This is a genomic window from Polaromonas sp. P3_B4 (genome assembly GCF_056402835.1).
This window is the reverse complement of record NZ_JBFUGQ010000001.1, coordinates 3,345,622-3,365,388: the sequence shown is the minus strand read 5'-3', so window position 1 is coordinate 3,365,388 and position 19,767 is coordinate 3,345,622. Positions and strand designations below refer to the sequence as shown.

Sequence of the window (19,767 nt, the reverse complement as noted above, 5' to 3'; positions counted from 1 at the left end):
CCGCTGCGTCTTTCGCCTAAAAGCGCGGCAAATCGGGGTGCTTGATCTGCCCGCCCCGTACCAGCATTTTTCCGTATTCGGCGCAGCGGTTCAGCGTCGGGATCACCTTGCCCGGGTTGAGCAGGCCTTTGCTGTCGAACGCGCGTTTGACACCGAACATCTGCTCGTTTTCCTCGGCGGAGAACTGCACGCACATGGAGTTGAGCTTTTCCACGCCCACGCCGTGTTCGCCCGTCACGGTACCGCCCATCGCGACACTGGTTTCCAGGATGTCTGCGCCGAAGAGTTCACAGCGGTGCAATTGGTCGGGATCATTGGCATCAAACAAAATCAGCGGGTGCAGATTCCCGTCGCCCGCGTGGAACACATTGGCGCAGCGCAACTGGTATTTCTTTTCCATCTCTGCGATAGCCAGCAGGATGTCGGCCAGGCGCTTACGCGGGATGGTGGAGTCCATGCACATGTAGTCGGGGCTGATGCGTCCCGATGCGGGGAAGGCGTTTTTGCGGCCACTCCAGAAGCGCAGGCGTTCAGCCTCGTCCTGGCTCACCGCAATGGCCGTGGCGCCACAGCGGCGCAGCACGTCGGTCATGCGGCCGATTTCTTCTTCAACTTCCTCCGGCGTGCCGTCGCTTTCGCACAGCAAGATGGCTTCGGCGGTGAGGTCGTAGCCGGCGTGCACAAAGTCTTCCACTGCGGCCGTCATCGGCTTGTCCATCATCTCAAGGCCGGCGGGAATGATGCCCGCCGCAATTACGGCGGCTACGGCATCGCCGGCTTTGCGCAGGTCGTCAAAGCTGGCCATGATGCAACGCGCCAGCTGAGGCCTGGGTATCAGTTTCACCGTCACCTCTGTGGTCACGGCCAGCATGCCTTCGCTTCCGATGATGACGCTCAGCAGGTCATAGCCTGCTCCATCGAGTGCATCACTGCCGAATTCAACTTCCTCTCCTTCAATGGTGAAGCCTCTGACCTTGAGCACGTTGTGTACCGTCAGCCCGTACTTGAGGCAATGCACGCCACCCGAGTTCTCGGCCACGTTGCCGCCTATGGTGCAGGCTATTTGGCTGGAAGGGTCGGGCGCGTAATAAAGGCCCAGCGGCGCGGCCGCTTCGGAAATGGCGAGGTTGCGCACGCCGCCCTGCACCACGGCCGTGCGGCTGATGGCGTCGAGTTTGAGAATCTTGTTGAACTTGGCCAGCGATAGCGTGACGCCCAGCTTGTGCGGCATGGCGCCGCCGGAAAGCCCGGTGCCGGCGCCGCGCGCGACCACCGGCACTTCCAGCGCATGGCAGCTCTTGAGCACGGCCTGCACCTGGTCATAGGTCTCGGGCAAAGCCACAACCAGCGGCCGCTGGCGGTAGGCGGTCAGGCCGTCGCACTCGTAAGGTGTGGTGTCTTCGTTGTTCCACAGCAGGGCATGAGCCGGCAACACCGCCCGCAGCGCTCGCACGACCTGCGACTGCCGTTCCGAGCGTTCAAGCTGGCTTTGCTGTTTGAGCGAGGCGGGGGCGTTCATGGTCTGTCTGGCTCCGGGGTTGAAACCAGACTGTAGGGCAAGCGGCGGCGGCCGGGTTGAAGAAATTTAATGCCGGGTGTGAAATGCCGGCCGCCAGAATCCGCTCAAAACGGGAAGAGCTTCAAGACTTCGTTCCCGGAGCCTTGCCGGCGCCGGGCGTGTCGTAAAACTTGACCTTGCCGGTCTTCACGTCGTACATGGCCCCCACGATCAGGATTTCTCCCTTTTGCTCCATCTCGCGCAGGATGGGGCTCTTCTCGCGAATCGTTTCCACTGTGAGATGCACATTGCTCTCCGCCACCATCTCGACAAAGGCATAGTTCTTGGACGTGCGATCCTTGATGTCGGCGGACACCAGGTTCGCGGCTGGCTTGATCTTGCCGATGAGTCCCGTCAGGTTGCCCAATTGGGCGTCGTCGCAAGCACCCTTGATGGCACCGCAGCTGGTGTGACCCATCACCACCAGCAGTTTGGCGCCCATGACTTTGTGTGCGAATTCCAGGCTACCCAGGATGTCTTCGTTGACGATGTTGCCTGCCACGCGTGCGTTGAAAAGGTCACCTATGCCCTGGTCAAACACAATCTCGGCCGGTGCGCGCGAATCAATGCACGACACTATGCTGGCCAGTGGGAACTGGCCGTCCGCGGTGGCCTTCACTTCCTTGAGGTAGTTTTGGTGGCGCGGCTTGCCGGAAACGAAACGCGTATTGCCGGCCTTGAAGCGCGACAGGATTTGCACGGGCGTCACAGCGGCCTGGCACTCCTTGGCGTCCTGGATGGGACAGAAGGTGCCGGGCTTGACGGCCTTGGCCGCGGCCGCCTTACCCTCGGCATGAACCGCAGGCGACAGGGCGAGCATGGAGAGCAGGACGCCGGCCACGCCGACGGCCAATTGATTTTTCCTCATAAGATTTTCCCTCGTTGAACGGGTTGGTTTTTTTGGCTATGTGCAGCCGGCCGGGCCCTCCCCCGGTGTCACGGCCAGCCCATCATAAGCATGAGCCGGTACGGACGCAAAACCACTTATCGGACGGCGTCAGGACCTGTTAGTGCTATTTGTTTACGCAGGATGCGCTGCATGTCAAAGGCCTTGAGCAAGGCACAAAACTCAGGGGCCCCGTCAAGGCTTTGCAACGCCGAGCGGCGGCCTTCTCATTAACAGGCCTTGGGGCCCTAACCCAGGCTTTTGCGCAGCCAGTCGGCAAAAGCCGCGCATTCCCAGCGGTCCATGGTGCCGGTGCGCCAGCACAGGTAATGTGCGTGCGGGCTGGGAATATTACCGGCGAACACTTCGTTGCTGCCCAGCCGCACCAGCGAGCCGTTTTCCAGCCAGGGCGCGCCCAGCTTGAGACGTATCAACGCGATGCCCATGCCGGCCGCGGCGGCATCGCACATCAGGCCGATGTCGTTGAACTGGGAGCCGTCGGTGGGTTCGGGCCAATCAAGTTTGTGGGCGGCAAACCACGTGCGCCATGGCTCCAGCGGCGAGCGCAACAGGCTTTCGCCTTCGAGATCTTCAGCCGCCTCAAAGGGGCCGTGTTCGCGCACAAAAGCCGGTGAGGCGAGCGGCGCGACTTCGTCCTTGCTGAGGCAGACGTGCTCCAGGTCCGCATAGCGGCCGGTGCCGAAGCGCACGATGAGGTCGGCATCCTCGGCCACCACGTCCAGCAGGGGGATGGACACCTGCAGCGTCAGGTCGATTTCAGGATAGGCATCGGTGAACTGGCGCAGGCGTGGAATCAGGATGGAGCGTGCGAACGTGGGCGTGACCGCCAGCCGTAACTTGCGCTTGCCGGGGGCGGCGCTTTGCCCGGCAGCGCCGGGAAATTTCTGCAGTGTGGCCAGGCCTTCGCGCACATGCGCCAGGTATTCGCTGCCTTCGGTGGTCAATGAAAAATCGGCACGGCCAAACAGCTTGGTGCCGATGATCTGCTCCAGCTGCTTGACGCGGTGGCTGACCGCACTGGGCGTGACGCAGAGTTCTTCGGCCGCCTGGGTCACGCTACGCAGCCGCGCCAGCGCTTCAAAGGTCAGCAGGCACTGAATGGGTGGGATTCGGGCAGGAGTAGCCATGTCTACTAGTGAACGCTACGCGTCGTTTGCGACGCTTCTTTGCAAGCAGGAGCCGCGGAACCGGCTTTGCCGGGCCGCAGGCGCAGCGGCCCCCGAGGGGGGCAGGAAGCTACACGCAGTGAGCGACCGTGGGGGCTCATGGCTATTTAAAGATGACAGTCTTGTGGCCGTTCAAAAGCACACGATGTTCACTGTGCCACTTGACGGCGCGTGCAAGTACCCGGCTTTCGGTGTCCTTGCCGCGGGCGGTCAGGTGTTCGACGGTGTCCTTGTGATCAACCCGGGTCACATCCTGTTCGATGATCGGGCCTTCATCAAGGTCTGCCGTAACGTAATGCGCCGTCGCGCCTATCACCTTCACACCGCGTTCATGTGCCTGGTAATACGGTCTGGCGCCCTTGAAGCTCGGAAGCATGCTGTGGTGGATATTGATGGCACGCCCCGAGAGTGATCCGCACATCTCGTTGCTGAGTACCTGCATGTAGCGCGCCAGCACGACCAGTTCGGCACCCTCTGCCTCGATGATTTCAAGTTGCTTTGCTTCGACCTGCGCCTTGGTGGCCGCCGTCACCGGGATGTGGTGGAAAGGAACGTTGTAGCTTGCCGCCAGCTGGTAAAAATCGCGGTGGTTGCTGATGATGGCGCGCACATCCAGCGGCACCATGCCGGACTTCCAGCGAAACAGCAGGTCGTTGAGGCAATGGCCGTCGCGGCTGACCATGATCACGGTACGCATGGCAGCTTCTGTCGAGTGAAGTTTCCACTTCATGCTGAAAGGTGAGGCGAATGCTTCGAGCTGCACCTTCAGTTCTTCCTGGGTCAGCTGGTCGCAGGCAAACTGAACCCGCATGAAGAAGAGTCCGGTGTCGTGGTCGTTGTACTGCGCAGCTTCCTCAATATTGCCGCCGTTCTGCAACAGGAAGCCAGAGACCGCGTGAACAATGCCCATACGGTCCGGGCAGGACAGGGTAAGGATATAAGCGTGATTCATAGGGGGTGAATTGTCGCAGGTGAAGACTGTGTCTGCCCGGCCGGCGGGCAATTGACGGTGCAGGGCGGCGGCAAGAGTGCCAGAATGCAAGATCAAGCGCTGCTATCCCAGCTTCACTCCTTTCGACGCAGGAAAGAAATCACCATGGCCTACCAGAATTTCAACATGGAGCACCAGTGGCTCCCGTTCACGCCCAACCGCAGCTTCAAAAAAGACCCGCGCGTGTTTGTGGCCGCAGACGGCATGCATTTCACGACGCACGACGGGCGCCAGGTGATCGACGGTATTTCCAGCCTGTGGTGCGTGGGCGCCGGCCACAATCGCAAGCCCATCAACGACGCCATAAAGAAGCAGCTCGATACGCTGGACTACGCGACCGCTTTCCAGGCCAGCAACGACCAGGCCTTCAAGGCCGCCGAGATCATCGCAGGCATGGCGCCCGGCGACCTCAACAAGGTGCTGTTTTGCAATTCGGGCTCAGAAGCCGCGGACACGTCGTTGAAGGTCGCGCTGGCTTACCACCGTGCGCGGGGCGAAGGCCACCGTAATGTATTCATCGGCCGTGAAAAGGGCTACCACGGCGTTGGTTTCGGCGGCATGAGCGTGGGCGGCATTCCGGCCAATCGCAAGGTATATGGCGCCGCGTTGCTGCCTCGCGTGGACCACATGCGTTTCATCCATGACCCGGTCAACCACGCCTACATCAACGGTACTGAGCCCGTATGGCAGGAAGACCTGCTGCTGGAGCTGGAAAATCGCATCCTGCCGCTGCACGACCCGAGCAACGTGGCTGCCGTCATCGTCGAGCCGGTATCAGGAAGCGCCGGATGGTACCTGCCGCCCAAGGGCTACCTGAAACGCCTGCGCGAAATTTGCGACAAGCACGGCATCCTGCTGATTTTTGATGAAGTTATCACGGGTTTCGGCCGCCTGGGCACCGGTTTCGGGGCGGACTATTACGGTGTGGTGCCCGACATGCTCAATTTCGCCAAATGCGTGACCAACGGTGTCATCCCGCTGGGCGGTGTGATCTGCTCCGACCGCATCTATGACGGCATGATGAATGCCAATGCCGGTGCGCCCGAGCATGCCGTGGAGTTCTTTCACGGCTATACCTACTCCGGCCACCCGGTCGCTTGCGCGGCCGCAATCGCGACGCTGGAGCTGTTCAAGGAAGAACAGTTGTATGAACGTGCCGGCCAGATGGGCAAGGTATTGGGCGACGCGATGCACAGCGGCCTGAAGGGCCTGCCCAATGTGATCGGTATTCGCAGCCTGGGGCTGGCCGGCGCGGTCGAGCTGGCGCCGGTGGCGGGTGTGCCGGGCAAGCGCGCCTATGACATCTTCATGGACTGCTTCCACAACGGTGTGCTGGTGAGGCCGGCGGCTGACAACGTCGTGGTCTGCCCACCCTACATCGTCGAAAAAGAACATATCGACCGCATCGTCAATGTGGTTGCCGACGCCATCCGCAAAAACGCTTGATTCACCGATGGAGGAGCCTCAAAAGGCTCTTCAGGGTTTGGGTACCAGCTGCTTCTGCAGGCCCGCGCAATAGTCGGTCTCCGGGAGCGGGGCCGTTGCCCACACCGCATCGAAAGCGTCTGCCCTCTCGGCATTCGCAGGGTTCCCGGCAAGCAGGCGCACTACTTTGGCTTTTATGTCCGTCGGCAGATGCAGCGGTACGCCCAATTGCCGGTTCGCATGGCCGCTTCCGGCCAGCAGCAGCACTGTCTTGCCGGGCAGCACGGCCTGCCCCAGGGTGTTGGCCATGGTGATGTCCTTGGCAATCTGGATACGTGTCATGGGCGTGATCTGGCTCTCGGGCAACAGGTTGCAGTGGCCGAGACGGATCAACTGCTGTTGGGCTTTGAGGGCGGGGCCTGGCAAGCGGGCGTCAAGCCGGCTGTCAGCCATGCTGTCTGGCATCTGCACCCGGGGCAGATTGGCGCCCATCACGGGGACACCGGCGCGCACCGCGGTCATCACGGCAGGACCGTAGGCTGTCCAGGGCCAGCCCTTGTCGTTCCAGTTGAGCGCATTGCGGGCCTGCTGCTCGGTGGCACTGGGCCTGAGCGCGGAAGTGCTTGCACCCGTGTCGGCCATCTCAAGGGCTACGGCAGCCAGCACCCCTTTGGCCGCCAGGGCGGCGACCACCTGTTGTTCGATTGTCTGGTGCTCAACGGCATCGTGCTGCTCCCCGAGGATCAGGACGTCGGCAGGGAGCAGCGCCTCCAGCCGGGTGGATGTTTGTGCGGCTTCGCTGCCCTGCGCCTGCAGAATGGGTGCTTCAGGCCGGCCCGCGCAACCGCCCGCCAAAGCCATCGTGGCAGTGCAGACAAGGCATGCCAAAGCACGAGGGGTGAAGAAATGGCGCATCGGTGGATACTACCGCTTCCAGCGGCTTCTGTTCCGCGCCGTTACGCTCTGCCATGCCTTCCTTGCCCCACCGCGCCGCCCAGTCCCCGCCCGTGCGTGTCGTCCTGACCTTGTTGCTGGCCTGGGGTGCCGCTTCTTTGTGTATTGCGCTGCGCACGCCTTTGCCCTGGATGATCGGCCCCTTGCTGGCGACGGCGGTGGTCTCCATGCTGGGCGGACCCACGGCCAGCTGGACGCCGCTGCGCAACGTCGGGCAATGGATCATCGGTTGTGCATTGGGGTTGTACTTCACGCCGCAGGTGGTGGCGTTGCTGGGGGGCCTGTGGTGGGCGATTGCGCTGAACATTGTGTGGGCACTGGCACTGGGCCTTGTTTTTGGGGCATGGCTCTACCGTGTGCATCACGGCCCGGGTCGCCTGCATGTTGCTGGCCTGTCACGCATCACCACCTATTTCGCGGCGCCTATCGGTGCCGCATCGGAAATGACGCTGATGGCAGAGCGCCACGGTGCGCAAACCGATCTGGTGGCGTCGGCGCACAGCCTGCGGGTGTTGCTGGTCACATTGGTCATTCCTTTCGGATTTCAATGGGCGGGGCTGCATGGGTTGGACGCTACTTTGCCGGGTGCGCGCGTGGTTCAACTGCCGGGCCTTGTCCTGCTGGCCTTGTTGACGGGTGCCGGTTGTTGGGTCATGCTGAAACTCGATCGCACCAACCCCTGGTTTATCGGTGCGCTACTGGTGTCGCTGCTGCTCACGGCCTGCGGCGTCACGCTGTCGGCCTTGCCGCAAGGCATGACCAATGCAGCGCAGCTGGTCATCGGCATCAGCCTGGGCGTGCGGTTCACCCGCAGGTTTGTGCACGTGGCGCCGCGCTGGCTGGGTTCGGTGGCGCTGGCGACGGTGGGAATGATTGGGTTGTGCGCCGCTTTTGCATGGGGGCTGGCTCAGTTTGCCGATCTTCACTGGGCCACCTTGCTGTTGGGCACCTCACCCGGCGGTATCGCCGAGATGGCCATTACGGCCAAAGTGCTGCAACTGGGTGTGCCAGTGGTCACGGCATTTCATGTCACCAGGCTGGCCGCCGTGCTGGTGCTGGCCGAGCCTATGTACCGTTGGTTTTACCAAGCCGAGTCATAAGCTCGCCCCGTCCAGGCTCACTGCGTGTAGCCCGTTCCCCCTTCCAGGGGCGGCGCCTGCGGTCTGGCAAAGCCAGTCCCGCAGCACCCACTGGTCGTTCTTGCAGAATTCTTTAAGCCAGAAGTGAGCGACTGCGGGGCTTAATGAAGTGAAATTGGGGTGTTGGCCAGCCCGCTGTAGCCTTCCAGCGTGTCTTCGATTTCTTCTTGCGTGGGGGTGTTTTGCGCCCAGGCGCTCAAGCGCTGCTGGAACATTTCAGCCCAGGATCCATCCAGATAGACCTCTTTGCCCGAACGTTTGTCGACGATTTCGAAGCCATGCCGGGCCAGTTGCGGAACGGCCGGGACAGGCGCGGATTCTTCCGGCGCATTGGCGTGAATCTGCATGACAGCAAAAGATTCCGAGTCGTAAAGCATTTGCATGGTGTAGGTCCTTTAGCTTCAGATAGCAACGATGAGGCCAAGTTCAAGGGCTCGGGGGGTTAAGTGCGAAAGCATGCGGTAAAGGCGCGTAGTGCGTGTAAAACCGCACATAAAACGGGCACCTCCGTGCGGCATAACAACGCCGGTTGGTTGAACTCAGCTCTTGGTGATCGCGCTGAGCTGCTGGTCAATGAAATCCCCGTTCTGCTGGGTGATCCTGCTGCGAACGGGAAGATACCCCAGTGACGGGGCATACCATAGTTCCACTTTCTGATCGAACTCACGCCGGGGCTGACGAGTGAGTTTGAGCGTATTCAGCTCGCCATAGGGAAGTGCCATTTTCTCTTCGCCTTCCACCCGGAAAGTCCAGGTGTCTGCATCCCGCGGTCCCACGGTGTAAATCGAAATGGTGGAGCCCGCCGGAAAGCCGGTGGGGTTGCCCGCGAGCATGGCAGCCAGCTGGATGAAGACGCTGACCCGGTCCTGCGCACCCTTGATCCAGGGGGCCGCCGGCGTATTGGCGCTGAAGATGATCTGCCCCTTGTCTGCTTCAAAATGCGCGGCCACTTCGCTTCTTGATTTGTCCGAAAAACGGGTCGGCGCCAGGCCTTCCGGACCCACCTGCCCGGTGCTTGCCATGCTGCGTGAGCCCAGAAACAGTGCGCTGACGCGCATGGAGGCGCTGTAGTTGTTGCCTGAATAGCGCCATCCCAGTTCTGCGTCTGCGTGGTAGTTCAGGCCTTTTGCGCTGCCGGTCATTTTGTATTCCAGTCGCGCGCTTTCCGGCAAGACCACCGCCGTCACCGCCGACTGGCCTGGTTCGGCTATCGCGGGGGCGCTGGCAGCCGCAATTGTGGGCGTCGCCTGCGCGGGCAGGCTTTCCGGATTTTTTGCCTCGGGTGCGCTGGATGTCATCACCTCGGAAGAGGGCGTTGCTATTAAATCAGTAGCAGGTTGCGCTGGATTTTCCTGGGCTTCAACGGGTTTCTTCCTAAAAATCCTGGGTTTTGGAGGCGGCGTGGAGGGCGCGGGTGCCAGCGCTGTCGGTGCAGGAGACGGTGCGATGCTGCGCGTTGCGAAGGCCGGGCTGCGAGGGGAGGTGGCAGTTTGCTCGGGGCCGAATCGTACCGGCGACGACTTCAGCATCAGCGTGTGGACAGCCAGCACCCCTGCAGCCAGCGCTGCAAGCACACGCCAGCGAGGCGCCGAAGGATAGCGGTCGGTGGACGTGGTCACGCCTGTGTGAATCCAAGATCACCGGAAAGTTGCCGGGCGGCGGCGGCCAGCGGCCGTGCCACCGCGCCGTCCCAGTCCGGATCAAACGTTGCAAGCGAACCCAGCGCCACAATGCCGAGCGCGAGGTGGCCGTCGGCATCGAACACCGGCGCACAGAAGCCGGCTACGCCGGGCAGCAGGGTATTGACTGCCCGCGCCATGCCGCGGCGGCGGATATCTTCCAGCAAGGCATTCAGCTCGGCCATGGTGGCGGGAACATCTTTTCGCGCCAGCTTCTGGTTGCGTGTCAGTTCAGCCCTGACCAGCAGCGCCAGCCGCCCCTGTGGTTTGGCTTTAGCCTTGGGCCGGCTGGAAGACAAAAATGCGGCAAAGCACAAGCCCGTGGCGGACGACAGCAGCGGCATGACATCGCCCAGCCGCAGATTAACCGTCACAGACTGCGGCGATTCTTCCCAGTGGACGAGGGTCGGTCCCTGGTTGCCCCAGACCGCCAGTGCCAGGGTCTGGCCGGTTTGCACCATCAGGCGCGGCATGAGCTGGCGGGCCAGCTTCACGCTGTCCAATCTCGAAAGGGCAGCGAGTCCTAACTTGAGCGCAGCCGGGCCGAGGTCGTATCGGGCGGTTGCCTCGTCCTGGACGACCAGTGCCAGCCGCTGAAAACTGACGAGATAACGGTGCGCCTTGGCCGCGCTCATGCCCGCTGCGGCTGCCAGGTCGCGAAGCATCAGCGGGCCGGGTGAGGTAGAGAGTGCCTCCAGTAAGCTGAAGCCAACCTCGACCGACTGGATACCCGCGCGTTGCGGCGGCAGGCTGCTGCGTGCTGTGGCGGGTGTGCCTGGGCTTGCTTTCATGGCTTGTCTAGAATTTCGGGTTAGCCGTCGGTCAATGAATGCAGGGATCGTAACGCGAGGGGGCGCAATGTCGGCCGGTCGCCAGCCACGGCACAATTGACCCTTCGGTAACACCGACAGCCACCAATCAGGATATTGATGAAACTTGCCACTTACAAAGACTCTTCACGCGACGGCCAGCTGGTCGTGGTGTCGCGCGATCTTTCAACAGCCCATTATGCGACGGGCATCGCGGGCAAATTGCAGCAGGTGCTGGACGACTGGAACTTCATGTCGCCGCAGTTGCAGGACTTGTACGAAGCATTGAACCAAGGCAAGGCACGGCACGCTTTCCCGTTTGAGCCGTCGCGCTGCATGGCGCCATTACCGCGCGCCTACCAGTGGGCAGACGGCTCGGCCTACATCAACCATGTGGAACTGGTGCGCAAGGCGCGCAACGCCGAAGTGCCGGAAAGTTTTTACACCAACCCGCTGATGTACCAGGGCGGCAGCGACGATTTCATTGGGCCCTGCGACGATGTGGTGGTGGCGAGCGAGGAGTTCGGCATTGACTTCGAGGCCGAGATCGCCGTGATCACCGGCGATGTGCCCATGCGCGCCACCCCCGAGCAGGCGCTGGAAGGCGTGCGCCTGCTGATGCTGGCCAACGACGTGTCCTTGCGCAACCTGATTCCCGATGAGCTGGCCAAGGGCTTCGGTTTCTTCCAGAGCAAACCGGCAACCGCTTTCAGCCCGGTTGCCGTTACGCTGGACGAAGTCGGCGACGCCTGGGACAAGGGCCGCCTGCACATGACGCTGCAAAGCACCTGGAACGGCCGCAAGGTCGGTATGTGCGAAGCCGGCCCCGAGATGACATTCAGTTTCGGCCAGCTGATTGCCCATATCTGCAAGACCCGCAACGTCCGTGCCGGCAGCATCATCGGTTCAGGCACCGTCAGCAACAAGGACTGGAGCCACGGCTACAGCTGCATCGCCGAAAAGCGCGCGATCGAAACCATCGAGGATGGCAAGCCCAAAACCGAGTTCATGAAATTCGGCGACACCATTCGCATTGAAGCCAAAGGCAAAGACGGGCAATCGGTGTTTGGCGCGATTGACCAGAAGGTTGTAGCCTTGGTCTGAGCTGCGCAAAGGGGCCTTCCCTGCCAGCATGAGCCGCGGAACCGGCTTTGCCGGGCCGCAGGCGGGCGGCCCCCTCGGGGAGCGTGGGGGCTCTATTTTTTTATCTGGAATACGCTTTTCTTGAGCCGTCTTCAAAGACGGCATCGTCGCGCAGCAGCTTGCCGTCATCGTCCCAGGCCTTTTCGCGCGTGATGCGGCCGCGCTCGTCGTAGCTCGATTCGGCTACCAGCCTGCCGGCTTCGTTAAAACGCTGATGCGTACCCTGGGGCAGTTGCCGGTAGCGGTTGGAGGCTGTGTAGCGGCCGGTGGCGGCGATTTTTCCGCTGTCGAAGAAGTCGGTAGTCTGCAGCCAGGCGGTGTCGCCTTCACCACCGTACTCGGTTTTGCTGCGCGGCTGGCCGTTCAGGTAGTAAGTCTGGTCGCTGACCGGCTTGCCGGCCGACCAGCGCCTGTCGCGCGTCAGCGCGCCGCTGTCGGCGAACTCCTGCTCGCGTTCCTTGAACGAGGTTTTTGACGGGTTGGCTTCCAGCAGCCACTGGACTTCGCGGCGTTTCACGCCGGCATTGTTGAAATAGCGTTCAGTGCGAATGTTGCCCGATACTTCATCCAGGTAATCTGGTTTTCCACCGTCACCCAGCGTTTCATGGCGAATTCGTTTACCGGCCAGGTAACTGCTGCTGCCGTTCAATATCCCCTTGCCGCTGAACAGTTCGACCTTCGAGGTACCCCCCGAAAAACCGCACCAGCGGGCATCGTCTGCCGCCGGCGCGAGCAATGGCTTGTCGCCGCAACGCAAAGCCTGCAACTGGCCGCGGTCATTAAATTCGGCATACGCCTGCTCTACGCTACCGCCTGCGCGTGGCCCGTAAAACACGATGCGCCGCAATTGTCCATTGGTGTGAAAGCTGCGCGCCAGGCCGGCCTCGGTGCCGTTTTCGTAGACGGAGTCGCGCAGCACCTGGCCGTCCGGTGCGAATTCGCGCGCGCGGCCATGGCGGTTGCCACGCTCGTTTTCGCTGTATTCCCGCTGCAGTTTGCCGTTCTGGTAGTAGCGCATCAAGCCCATGAACTTGCCGCCCTGCAGCTCCTGCTCGCGCACCAGCTGTCCGGAGTCGCGGTCCTTGCAGCGCATGATGCCGGTCTTGCCGGCGGTGGTGCCGCCGTGGTTTGGGTTGACGCTTTCGCCGCTGACTTCACAATCCTGCACGGCATGCACCGAGGCTGAGGCCAGCGCGCAGGCACAAAGAAGGGCCAGGCGCTGCGCGGCGTTCTTCATGACGTGGCTCCGGTCTGGGTGATGAACAGCCGTATACCGCGCAGGAACATTTCAACTGAAATGGCCACAAGGATCAGGCCCATCAGGCGCTCGAAAGCCATCATGACGCGGTCGCCCGCCACCCGCTGGATCCGCTCGGACAGCACCAGCACCACGGCGCACACCGCCATGGTCACGCACAGCGCCGCGATCCATTCGAGCCGCCGTGCCGGCGCCTGGGACACCAGCAGCATGACCGTGGCCAGCGCCGAAGGGCCGGCCAGTGCGGGAATCGCCAGCGGCACAATCAGCGGCTCGCCCTGCAGCGGCGCGGCCTCGGGCTGGTCCGACGGGAAAATCATGCGCAGCGCGATCAGGAACATGACCACCGCGCCGGCAATCTGCAGCGACAAATCGCTGAGGTTCATCAGGCGCAGGAAGCCGTCGCCGACAAACATGAAGGCCAGCAGCAGCAAAAACGCGATCAGCACCTCACGCAGGATGACGCGCATGCGCCGCTCCGGCGCCACACCCTTCAGGGCATTGACAAAAATCGGAATGTTGCCGAACGGATCGGTGATCAGCAGCAGCAGCACCGTGGCGGAAGCAAAGGTATAGGCCATATATATCTCAGGCCGGGTTGGCCGAGTAAAGGGCTTCAAGTGATTGGAAACCCTTGATTTCGATGGGGTTGCCGAAGGGGTCGCAGAAAAACATGGTCCATTGCTCGCCGGCTTCGCCGGCAAAGCGCACTTGCGGCTCCAGCACAAACTTCATGCGGGCCGCCTGCAGGCGCTGCGCCAGGGCCTGCCAGTCGGCCAGGGCAAGCACCAGGCCGAAATGCGGCATGGGAACGAGCTTGTCGCCGACATGGCCGGTGCGCTCCGTCTTGAACGGTTCGCCCAGGTGGAGCGACAGCTGGTGGCCGAAAAAGTCGTAGTCGACCCAGGTAGGGGCCGAGCGGCCTTCCGCGCATCCCAGGATCCCGCCATAAAACTGGCGGGCCACGTTGAGGTCTCTGACATTGAAGGCAAAGTGAAAGAGGCTTTTCATGGTGCAAGCTTATCAGGGCATTGTCCGAAAGAGACGCTTTTGCAGCCTGGCCGGCAACAGGCATGGCGCCAGGCCTGCCGATGAATGCTATGAAATAGATAGCTGCTTGCGCTTGTCAATAAAGGTCTGTGGGTGTTTTTTGCTTGAATCCGTATCGAGACCGGTTCGACCCTGGTGTTTGCCTGGTGAAAACACAAAAAGCGGTTGACGCGCTGCTGCGGCGTTGCACAATGAAGGCGTGCGCTGGATCATCCAGCCGCCCGATGCAAATCGTGCACAACCTGCCAGGAGACATTCATGAGTGACGCGGACAACCCTTCTTTCCCCGGTTTCGGCAAGCTGGTGCCCGGTTTTGACTTTTTGCAGAACCTGGCCAAACAGGCGGCAGGCAGCGCCACACAAAGCATTCCGCAGTTGCCCAACCTCGGCAACTGGGTAGCGCCCACGCTGAATGTTGAAGAGCTCGACAAGCGCATCGATGAACTCAAGGCCGTCCAGTTCTGGCTCGACCAGAACGCCACAGCGCTCAAGGCGACCATCCAGGCGCTGGAGGTGCAGAAAATGACGCTGGCTACCCTCAAAGGCATGAACTTCAACATGGGCGACGTGGCCAATGCCTTCAAGCTCAAGGTGGCCGACAGCGTGGCCGGTGGCGTGCAGCGTGTGGCCGACAAGGCCCGCACGTTTTCGGGGCTGGAGGTTCCGCCAACGAGCTTTGGCGCAGACAAGCCGGCCGCAAAATCCAAGCCACCCGCCGCGGCCAAGGCCGGCGCGCAGCCGGCCGGCGTGGTGGACCCGATGCAGTGGTGGGGCGCGCTGACCCAGCAGTTCCAGACGATTGCGGCAGATGCCATGAAGGACGCCGCCAAAAAAACGGCCATGGACACCACCAAAAGCCTGGCGACCGGCCTTGCCAAGGACGCGATGAAGACCGCCACCGGCATGGCAACGGGCATGGCCCGCAACATGGCGGAGTCCGCCGGTAAAACCGTGGCGGGCGGCGCACGCGCGGCCATGAACACGGCCCTGCGCAGCAGCCAGGCCTGGCCTACACCGGCCGCCGGCAAAACTGCCGCCAAAACGAAACCCAAGGCCAAGGCGCCAGCGCGCAAGGCTGCAACTAAAACCGCACGCAAAACTACGCGTTGATACAGGCTGACTTTTCACTGAATTTCACCAGGACCCCATGAAGCTTTTCCCCTACGGCCACGCCACCCATCCGCAATGGCAGATGGCGGCAGGCCTTGTGCTGGCGCAACTGCGCGCCTACCTCGCATTGCCCGGCTACGCCAAATCGCCCACGCTGGCGCTGCTCTACATCACCGATCACTATGCGGCACATGCGCAGGACATTCTTGACCACCTGAGCGCCGAATTGCCCGACATCACCGACTGGAGCGGCACGGTGGGTGTGGGTATCGCCTCCAACAACGTCGAGTACTTTGACGAGCCGGCGCTCACCGTCATGCTCTGCGAGCTTCCGCACGACCAGTACCGTGTGTTCTCCGGGGTGTCGCCCTTGCCCCCGGCCAGCCAGGGAAGGTTCAAGGCGCATACGGCGCTGGTGCATGCGGACGCCGGAACGCCCGACGTTGCCGAACTGATCGACGAAATGGCACAGCGCACCGGCAGCGGCTATGTGTTTGGCGGCCTGGCCTCCAGCCGCTCCAGTACGGTGCAGTTTGCCCTTAGCGGGCATGGCAATGTCAAGGGGCAGGGCGCGGCCGGCGGTGTCTTCACCGGGGGGCTCAGCGGTGTGGCTTTTGGCCAGGGCGCGGCACTGATGTCGCGCATTACCCAAGGGTGCCGGCCCGTGTCTGCGCATCATGAAATCACGGCCTGCGAGTCCAATGTGGTGACGGAGCTCGATGGCCAGCCGGCACTGGAGGTGATGCTGGCGGACCTGGACGTGTCGCTTGATGAGCCGCGGGAGGCCCTGGCCAAAGTGCGGACCACGCTGGTCGGCCTGAGCCGCCCGGCAGACGTTCCCCATGACGGCGCCGGCCGGCACGGCCAGTTTGGCGCAGAGGTACTGGTACGCCACCTGATCGGGCTGGATCCGGCGCGCAAGGGTATTGCCATTGCGGAGGTGCCCGTCGTGGGCATGAAGCTGGCTTTCTGCGAACGCAACATGGAAGCCGCGCGCGCCGACCTGGTGCGTGTGTGCGCCGAGATTCGTGAAGAGCTGGAACCGGAAGAAGTTACGCTGGAAGTTGCGAGCGCCTTGAGCGCGTCAGAGGCCGAATCCGCGCCGCACGCGGCCCGGCGCATAGCCGGCGCGGTGTATGTCAGTTGCTCCGGCCGTGGAGGCCCGCACTTCGGTGCGCCCAGTGCCGAACTGCAGATCGTGCGGCGGGCCCTGGGCGATGTGCCGCTGGTTGGCTTTTTCGCCGGCGGTGAGATCGCCCGGCACCACCTTTACGGCTACACCGGTGTGCTGACGGTGTTTACGTCGCCTGGATAGGCTTACCCCTATCGGACGCTCACTGCGTGTAGCGCCTTTTCCCCTTCCAGGGGACGGGCTCCTTGCGGCCGGCAAAGCCGGACCGCGGCCCCCGCTTGCTCGACGGTAAGGGACTTACGAAACCTGGGCTTCAAGCAGCTCCACCGGATCGCCGTAACGCGCCGCCAGTGCCACCACTGACGGGTCGCGCAGCGCGCACAAAAAACCGTCCTTGATCAGGGTCTGATTACCTGCAGTCACGGTGCCGTCCAGCGTGATGAGGTCCATGTGCACCGGCGGCTCTTCCCAGTCAGGCATGACGCGGCGTATGTAGTCGCTGGGTTGTGCCAGGTCGATGCCGAAGTGCAGCGCGCCGGGCGCGTTCGAGCCGGCTGGGTACACCGTGTGGCGCGGTGCCTTGGGGTTGAAACCGCAGCCGCCGCCTTCGATCATTCGGCCGCCGACCAGCATCTCGCGCAGGATCACCGCTTCTTCTGAAATTCCATCGACCGAGGAAATCGTGTCGCCTTCAAAATGCACGGCGATTTTTTCCTCAAACGGTTTGGCAAAACCGACCGCCCATTGCGGGTAAAGCACGCCCGCCATGGGCACCACGGCCTTGAAATCATTTTTGACCGAGTTGTGATCCCACAGATTGGGGCCGTGTGTCGGCAGGTAGTGCACATAACAGCCGTCTTCCTCGGCTGTCATCTGGCCGCGCCAGCGGTTGGTGGCCAGCTGGCTGGCGCGCATCGCCTGCGTGAAGCTGATGCGGAAGTCGCTGCCGCGAGAGTCGGTGAAGCGCAAGTCGAAATCGCCTTCGGTCGGGTAACGGCTGGCCGTTTGGCGGATGATCTCGCCGATGAGGTCGACCGGAAAGCGCGCCTGCGGCGTGTGCAGCAGGTCCAGGTTGCGAAAGTAGGTGATCTTGACCCAGCGCTGGCCGGCGCGGCGCAGGTTGATGCACAAAGGGTCGAGGATGGAGCAGAACCAGGTAGACACCACAAAAGTGGCCTTCTTCAGCATGGCGTGCACTTCTTCAGGTACGGCGGTCACTTGCGTGTTCGGCTCCATATAAACGCGCGCCTCGGCGCCGCGCGATTTGGCAATACCGATCACGGCGTCGATCACACGCGGGTCCAGCAGAGGGTCGGCCAGCATCAGGACCCGGTCCCCGGGGCGTATCGCCATCACGCGCGAGAAGTTGTCCAGCGCCTGGAAGAAGTATTTGGTGTCGGTCAGATTTGCAGCGACCGGGATGGGCAGGCCAACGTAGGTGGAGGTGGGGTTCATCGTGCTTCTGATGGAAATTGCATGCATAAATCAGTCTTGCAGGCTGCAATTCGCTGAATATTATCAGTAAACTCCGAATTTTCTTAGCCAACTAATATAATTGCGTGCAATAGGCTCGGGCGGCGACCTGAACTGAATACCAGCAGGCCCTGCGGAACCGGCTTTGCCGGGCCGCAGGGGGCCGCCCCCTTGAGGGGGGAAGGGCTACACGAAGTGAGTCCCGGACGGGGGTGTTCGTCGTAAATTAGCGAAGGCCTCGAACTCCCAGCTCCGCATGGCCAGCAGCAAGGTGAATCCTTCGCGGTCCTTGTCGCCCAGCTTCTGGTCGGTCTGGTGCTGTTGGGCAAAGTCCTGCGCCACCCGCTGCATGCGCTCAAGGAACGAAGGCGCCAGGCCGCGGCTGATGGAGCCGTGCACCAGCAACAGGCCTTCGCCGTTGCCGTCAAATCCACCGGAAAAATAGTCAAGCAGGGCGTTTTCGCGGAAGTAGTCCATGACCGGCCCGTGCGGTCGCCAGCGGAAGGTCTTGGCGAGCTTGAGCCGGTAGCGGTTCAGCGGCTTGAGCTCGATGATGCCGATACGGTCCAGTTGCGCAAGGTATTTGATGCACTCGGCTTCGGTCAGCCGGTAACTGGTGGTGATTTGCTCCAGCGTCCATTGCGACAGCACACAGATGGCGGCCAGCAACAGCTTCTTGTCGGCCACCACGGCTTTTTCCTGTGCTTCGGTCAGCTCCGCCAGCAGCGGCTGGGTGTCGGCGATGCGCCTGGCCAGGTCGGCAAAGTCCAGCTTGAGCGCGCGGCAGATCGCGTCGATACGCGAGAGGGGCATATCGCCCCTGGCCAGCATGCGCTTGACGCTTGACTCGGCCATGCCAAGTTTGACGGCCAGGTCGGCGTACGTCATGCGCGCAGCCTTGAGCTCTTTTTTGAGGACGGTGACAAGATCTGCGGTAGTGCTCATGAGTATCGATTATCGGTACTTTAAGGCTGAACGGTGAGAACTGGTTCTAATTTCGGTGCTTTTTTCGGGACATGGCCTGCACAGTGCGGCTTCATTCACACAGGAGCTGCCCCATGCCAATCAGCCTAAAAACCGCCCACCGCCGTGTTGTGCCACCGCCTTCCTGGTTCGCACAGATGAAGGTATCGGGCTGGAACGCACCGGCCTGCCGCCGCGAATCCGCGCTCGCCGGCGTGTTGCTTGCGATGCTGGCGGCGGCATTGCTGGGGCCGTCGGTGGCGCAGCCTTTGCACTATCACGACTTCGCCGACCAACGAGCCTGGGGATGGTTGCCGCATGCGATGGACGTCCTCAGCAACCTGCCGTTCGTGCTGTGGGGCATGGCGGGTGCCTGGGCCCTTGTGCGTGCCGTGAAGGCGCGGGCTGTCAGCGCCGCAGCCGCAGGTTTCGCAGGGCTGTTCTTTTCCGGCTTGGCCCTCACCTCCGTGGTTTCTGCGGCCTACCATCTGCAGCCGGGAGATGCCGGGCTGGTCTGGGATCGCGGCGGCATGGTGTTTGCCTTCGCCGGCCTGCTCGGGCTTGGCACCATGCAGGCCGTCAGCACCCGTGCCGGTATGGCGGTTGCTGCAATGGTCCTCGTTCTCGGACCGTTGTCCGTGCACCTGTGGTCGCAGACGGGCAATGTGCTGCCCTGGGCCGTTTTGCAACTCGGTGGCATGTTGCTGATTGTCGGCGTCGCCTGTTTGCGGCCCACGCTGGCAGGGCGGGTGTTGCCCATCCGCTGGATGCTGGTGGTGGCCATTTATGCGCTGGCCAAGCTGCTCGAGCTGGGTGACCACGCGGTGTTCGAATGGACGGGTCAGCTGGTTTCGGGCCACACCCTGAAGCACGTGGTGGCCAGTTGTGCTGCCTGGCCCGTCGTTGCGGCGCTTCTGGACGCCCGGAAATTCAAGGCAGAATCCACAGCAGCATTCAAAAACAGAGCAGGCAGGCCATCTCGCCACAGCTTGCCGCACAACAACTGAAAA

At 62.2% G+C, this 19,767-nt stretch carries 19 protein-coding genes; 6 read left to right on the top strand and 13 right to left on the bottom strand.

The genetic code is table 11. The features are described from left to right. Positions 1-16 precede the first annotated feature (16 nt). From AC1DVV_RS15965 to purU, 4 genes are all read right to left on the bottom strand, one after another. Complete coding sequence (locus AC1DVV_RS15965; protein ID WP_477666443.1) at positions 17-1,519, bottom strand: FAD-linked oxidase C-terminal domain-containing protein; 1,503 nt, start codon at positions 1,517-1,519, stop codon at positions 17-19. Positions 1,520-1,640: 121 nt separating this feature from the next. Next, positions 1,641-2,426: a carbonic anhydrase family protein gene (locus tag AC1DVV_RS15960; RefSeq protein WP_457281473.1), complete on the bottom strand. Its 786-nt coding sequence runs from the start codon at positions 2,424-2,426 to the stop codon at positions 1,641-1,643. A 266-nt stretch (positions 2,427-2,692) separates the two neighbouring features. Continuing rightward, positions 2,693-3,592, bottom strand: coding sequence for a LysR substrate-binding domain-containing protein (locus AC1DVV_RS15955; RefSeq protein WP_457281472.1), 900 nt, complete (start codon positions 3,590-3,592; stop codon positions 2,693-2,695). Positions 3,593-3,734: 142 nt separating this feature from the next. Then, complete coding sequence (gene purU, locus AC1DVV_RS15950; protein WP_477701537.1) at positions 3,735-4,583, bottom strand: formyltetrahydrofolate deformylase; 849 nt, start codon at positions 4,581-4,583, stop codon at positions 3,735-3,737. 144 nt (positions 4,584-4,727) lie between these two features. Between purU and aptA the strand changes: the two genes are divergently transcribed. Continuing rightward, positions 4,728-6,068, top strand: a complete 1,341-nt coding sequence (gene aptA / locus AC1DVV_RS15945) for an omega-aminotransferase AptA (RefSeq protein WP_457281470.1) — start codon at positions 4,728-4,730, stop codon at positions 6,066-6,068. 30 nt (positions 6,069-6,098) lie between these two features. On the opposite strand, the gene AC1DVV_RS15940 is transcribed toward aptA, so the two are convergent. Continuing rightward, positions 6,099-6,908, bottom strand: a complete 810-nt coding sequence (locus tag AC1DVV_RS15940; protein WP_477707211.1) for a ChaN family lipoprotein — start codon at positions 6,906-6,908, stop codon at positions 6,099-6,101. A gap of 107 nt (positions 6,909-7,015) precedes the next feature. On the opposite strand from AC1DVV_RS15940, the gene AC1DVV_RS15935 reads away from it, so the two are divergent. Next, positions 7,016-8,101 carry an AbrB family transcriptional regulator gene (locus AC1DVV_RS15935; protein ID WP_477701538.1) on the top strand — a complete coding sequence of 362 codons (1,086 nt, stop codon included), beginning with the start codon at positions 7,016-7,018 and terminating at the stop codon, positions 8,099-8,101. 140 nt (positions 8,102-8,241) lie between these two features. Here the strand turns inward: AC1DVV_RS15935 and AC1DVV_RS15930 are convergent, their stop codons facing one another. From AC1DVV_RS15930 to AC1DVV_RS15920, 3 genes are all read right to left on the bottom strand, one after another. After that, a complete protein-coding gene (locus AC1DVV_RS15930) occupies positions 8,242-8,523 on the bottom strand; it encodes a BTH_I0359 family protein (RefSeq protein WP_457281467.1) in 282 nt (93 codons plus the stop codon). Positions 8,524-8,679: 156 nt separating this feature from the next. Continuing rightward, the gene (locus AC1DVV_RS15925) at positions 8,680-9,759 is read right to left on the bottom strand and encodes a DUF3108 domain-containing protein (RefSeq protein ID WP_477666447.1); all 1,080 of its coding nucleotides are present in this window, start codon (positions 9,757-9,759) and stop codon (positions 8,680-8,682) included. Beyond that, positions 9,756-10,568: an IclR family transcriptional regulator gene (locus AC1DVV_RS15920; RefSeq protein WP_477689653.1), complete on the bottom strand. Its 813-nt coding sequence runs from the start codon at positions 10,566-10,568 to the stop codon at positions 9,756-9,758. The genes AC1DVV_RS15925 and AC1DVV_RS15920 overlap by 4 nt, the downstream gene beginning before the upstream one ends. A gap of 180 nt (positions 10,569-10,748) precedes the next feature. On the opposite strand from AC1DVV_RS15920, the gene AC1DVV_RS15915 reads away from it, so the two are divergent. Further along, complete coding sequence (locus tag AC1DVV_RS15915; protein WP_477689524.1) at positions 10,749-11,732, top strand: fumarylacetoacetate hydrolase family protein; 984 nt, start codon at positions 10,749-10,751, stop codon at positions 11,730-11,732. Positions 11,733-11,832: 100 nt separating this feature from the next. On the opposite strand, the gene AC1DVV_RS15910 is transcribed toward AC1DVV_RS15915, so the two are convergent. The 3 genes from AC1DVV_RS15910 to AC1DVV_RS15900 are packed head-to-tail and all read right to left on the bottom strand — an operon-like array spanning position 11,833 to position 14,040. Next, positions 11,833-13,008, bottom strand: a complete 1,176-nt coding sequence (locus tag AC1DVV_RS15910; protein WP_457281464.1) for a toxin-antitoxin system YwqK family antitoxin — start codon at positions 13,006-13,008, stop codon at positions 11,833-11,835. Beyond that, entirely contained in the window at positions 13,005-13,610 is a 606-nt protein-coding gene (locus tag AC1DVV_RS15905; RefSeq protein WP_457281463.1) for a MarC family protein, read from the bottom strand. The genes AC1DVV_RS15910 and AC1DVV_RS15905 overlap by 4 nt, the downstream gene beginning before the upstream one ends. 7 nt (positions 13,611-13,617) lie before the next feature. After that, the gene (locus AC1DVV_RS15900) at positions 13,618-14,040 is read right to left on the bottom strand and encodes a VOC family protein (RefSeq protein WP_477701539.1); all 423 of its coding nucleotides are present in this window, start codon (positions 14,038-14,040) and stop codon (positions 13,618-13,620) included. A 297-nt stretch (positions 14,041-14,337) separates the two neighbouring features. Here AC1DVV_RS15900 and AC1DVV_RS15895 point away from each other — a divergent pair, with 297 nt between their 5' ends. After that, positions 14,338-15,189 carry a PhaM family polyhydroxyalkanoate granule multifunctional regulatory protein gene (locus AC1DVV_RS15895; RefSeq protein WP_457281461.1) on the top strand — a complete coding sequence of 284 codons (852 nt, stop codon included), beginning with the start codon at positions 14,338-14,340 and terminating at the stop codon, positions 15,187-15,189. A 37-nt stretch (positions 15,190-15,226) separates the two neighbouring features. Beyond that, positions 15,227-16,504, top strand: coding sequence for an FIST signal transduction protein (locus AC1DVV_RS15890; RefSeq protein ID WP_457281460.1), 1,278 nt, complete (start codon positions 15,227-15,229; stop codon positions 16,502-16,504). A 114-nt stretch (positions 16,505-16,618) separates the two neighbouring features. On the opposite strand, the gene AC1DVV_RS15885 is transcribed toward AC1DVV_RS15890, so the two are convergent. Together AC1DVV_RS15885 and AC1DVV_RS15880 are read right to left on the bottom strand one after the other, a co-directional pair. Next, positions 16,619-17,776 carry a hypothetical protein gene (locus AC1DVV_RS15885; RefSeq protein ID WP_477701540.1) on the bottom strand — a complete coding sequence of 386 codons (1,158 nt, stop codon included), beginning with the start codon at positions 17,774-17,776 and terminating at the stop codon, positions 16,619-16,621. Positions 17,777-17,980: 204 nt separating this feature from the next. Next, positions 17,981-18,739 (bottom strand): helix-turn-helix domain-containing protein, encoded by a 759-nt coding sequence (locus AC1DVV_RS15880; protein ID WP_477701541.1) that lies wholly within the window; start codon positions 18,737-18,739, stop codon positions 17,981-17,983. Positions 18,740-18,852: 113 nt separating this feature from the next. Between AC1DVV_RS15880 and AC1DVV_RS15875 the strand changes: the two genes are divergently transcribed. Further along, complete coding sequence (locus AC1DVV_RS15875; protein WP_457281457.1) at positions 18,853-19,764, top strand: hypothetical protein; 912 nt, start codon at positions 18,853-18,855, stop codon at positions 19,762-19,764. Positions 19,765-19,767 lie beyond the last annotated feature (3 nt).

Coding starts and splice junctions, on each gene's coding strand:
- AC1DVV_RS15965 (WP_477666443.1), bottom strand. CDS start 1,519: ATGAACGCCCCCGCCTCGCTCAAACAGCAAAGCCAGCTTGAACGCTCG.
- AC1DVV_RS15960 (WP_457281473.1), bottom strand. CDS start 2,426: ATGAGGAAAAATCAATTGGCCGTCGGCGTGGCCGGCGTCCTGCTCTCC.
- AC1DVV_RS15955 (WP_457281472.1), bottom strand. CDS start 3,592: ATGGCTACTCCTGCCCGAATCCCACCCATTCAGTGCCTGCTGACCTTT.
- purU (WP_477701537.1), bottom strand. CDS start 4,583: ATGAATCACGCTTATATCCTTACCCTGTCCTGCCCGGACCGTATGGGC.
- aptA (WP_457281470.1), top strand. CDS start 4,728: ATGGCCTACCAGAATTTCAACATGGAGCACCAGTGGCTCCCGTTCACG.
- AC1DVV_RS15940 (WP_477707211.1), bottom strand. CDS start 6,908: ATGGCTTTGGCGGGCGGTTGCGCGGGCCGGCCTGAAGCACCCATTCTG.
- AC1DVV_RS15935 (WP_477701538.1), top strand. CDS start 7,016: ATGCCTTCCTTGCCCCACCGCGCCGCCCAGTCCCCGCCCGTGCGTGTC.
- AC1DVV_RS15930 (WP_457281467.1), bottom strand. CDS start 8,523: ATGCAAATGCTTTACGACTCGGAATCTTTTGCTGTCATGCAGATTCAC.
- AC1DVV_RS15915 (WP_477689524.1), top strand. CDS start 10,749: ATGAAACTTGCCACTTACAAAGACTCTTCACGCGACGGCCAGCTGGTC.
- AC1DVV_RS15910 (WP_457281464.1), bottom strand. CDS start 13,008: ATGAAGAACGCCGCGCAGCGCCTGGCCCTTCTTTGTGCCTGCGCGCTG.
- AC1DVV_RS15905 (WP_457281463.1), bottom strand. CDS start 13,610: ATGGCCTATACCTTTGCTTCCGCCACGGTGCTGCTGCTGCTGATCACC.
- AC1DVV_RS15900 (WP_477701539.1), bottom strand. CDS start 14,040: ATGAAAAGCCTCTTTCACTTTGCCTTCAATGTCAGAGACCTCAACGTG.
- AC1DVV_RS15895 (WP_457281461.1), top strand. CDS start 14,338: ATGAGTGACGCGGACAACCCTTCTTTCCCCGGTTTCGGCAAGCTGGTG.
- AC1DVV_RS15890 (WP_457281460.1), top strand. CDS start 15,227: ATGAAGCTTTTCCCCTACGGCCACGCCACCCATCCGCAATGGCAGATG.
- AC1DVV_RS15885 (WP_477701540.1), bottom strand. CDS start 17,776: ATGAACCCCACCTCCACCTACGTTGGCCTGCCCATCCCGGTCGCTGCA.
- AC1DVV_RS15880 (WP_477701541.1), bottom strand. CDS start 18,739: ATGAGCACTACCGCAGATCTTGTCACCGTCCTCAAAAAAGAGCTCAAG.
- AC1DVV_RS15875 (WP_457281457.1), top strand. CDS start 18,853: ATGCCAATCAGCCTAAAAACCGCCCACCGCCGTGTTGTGCCACCGCCT.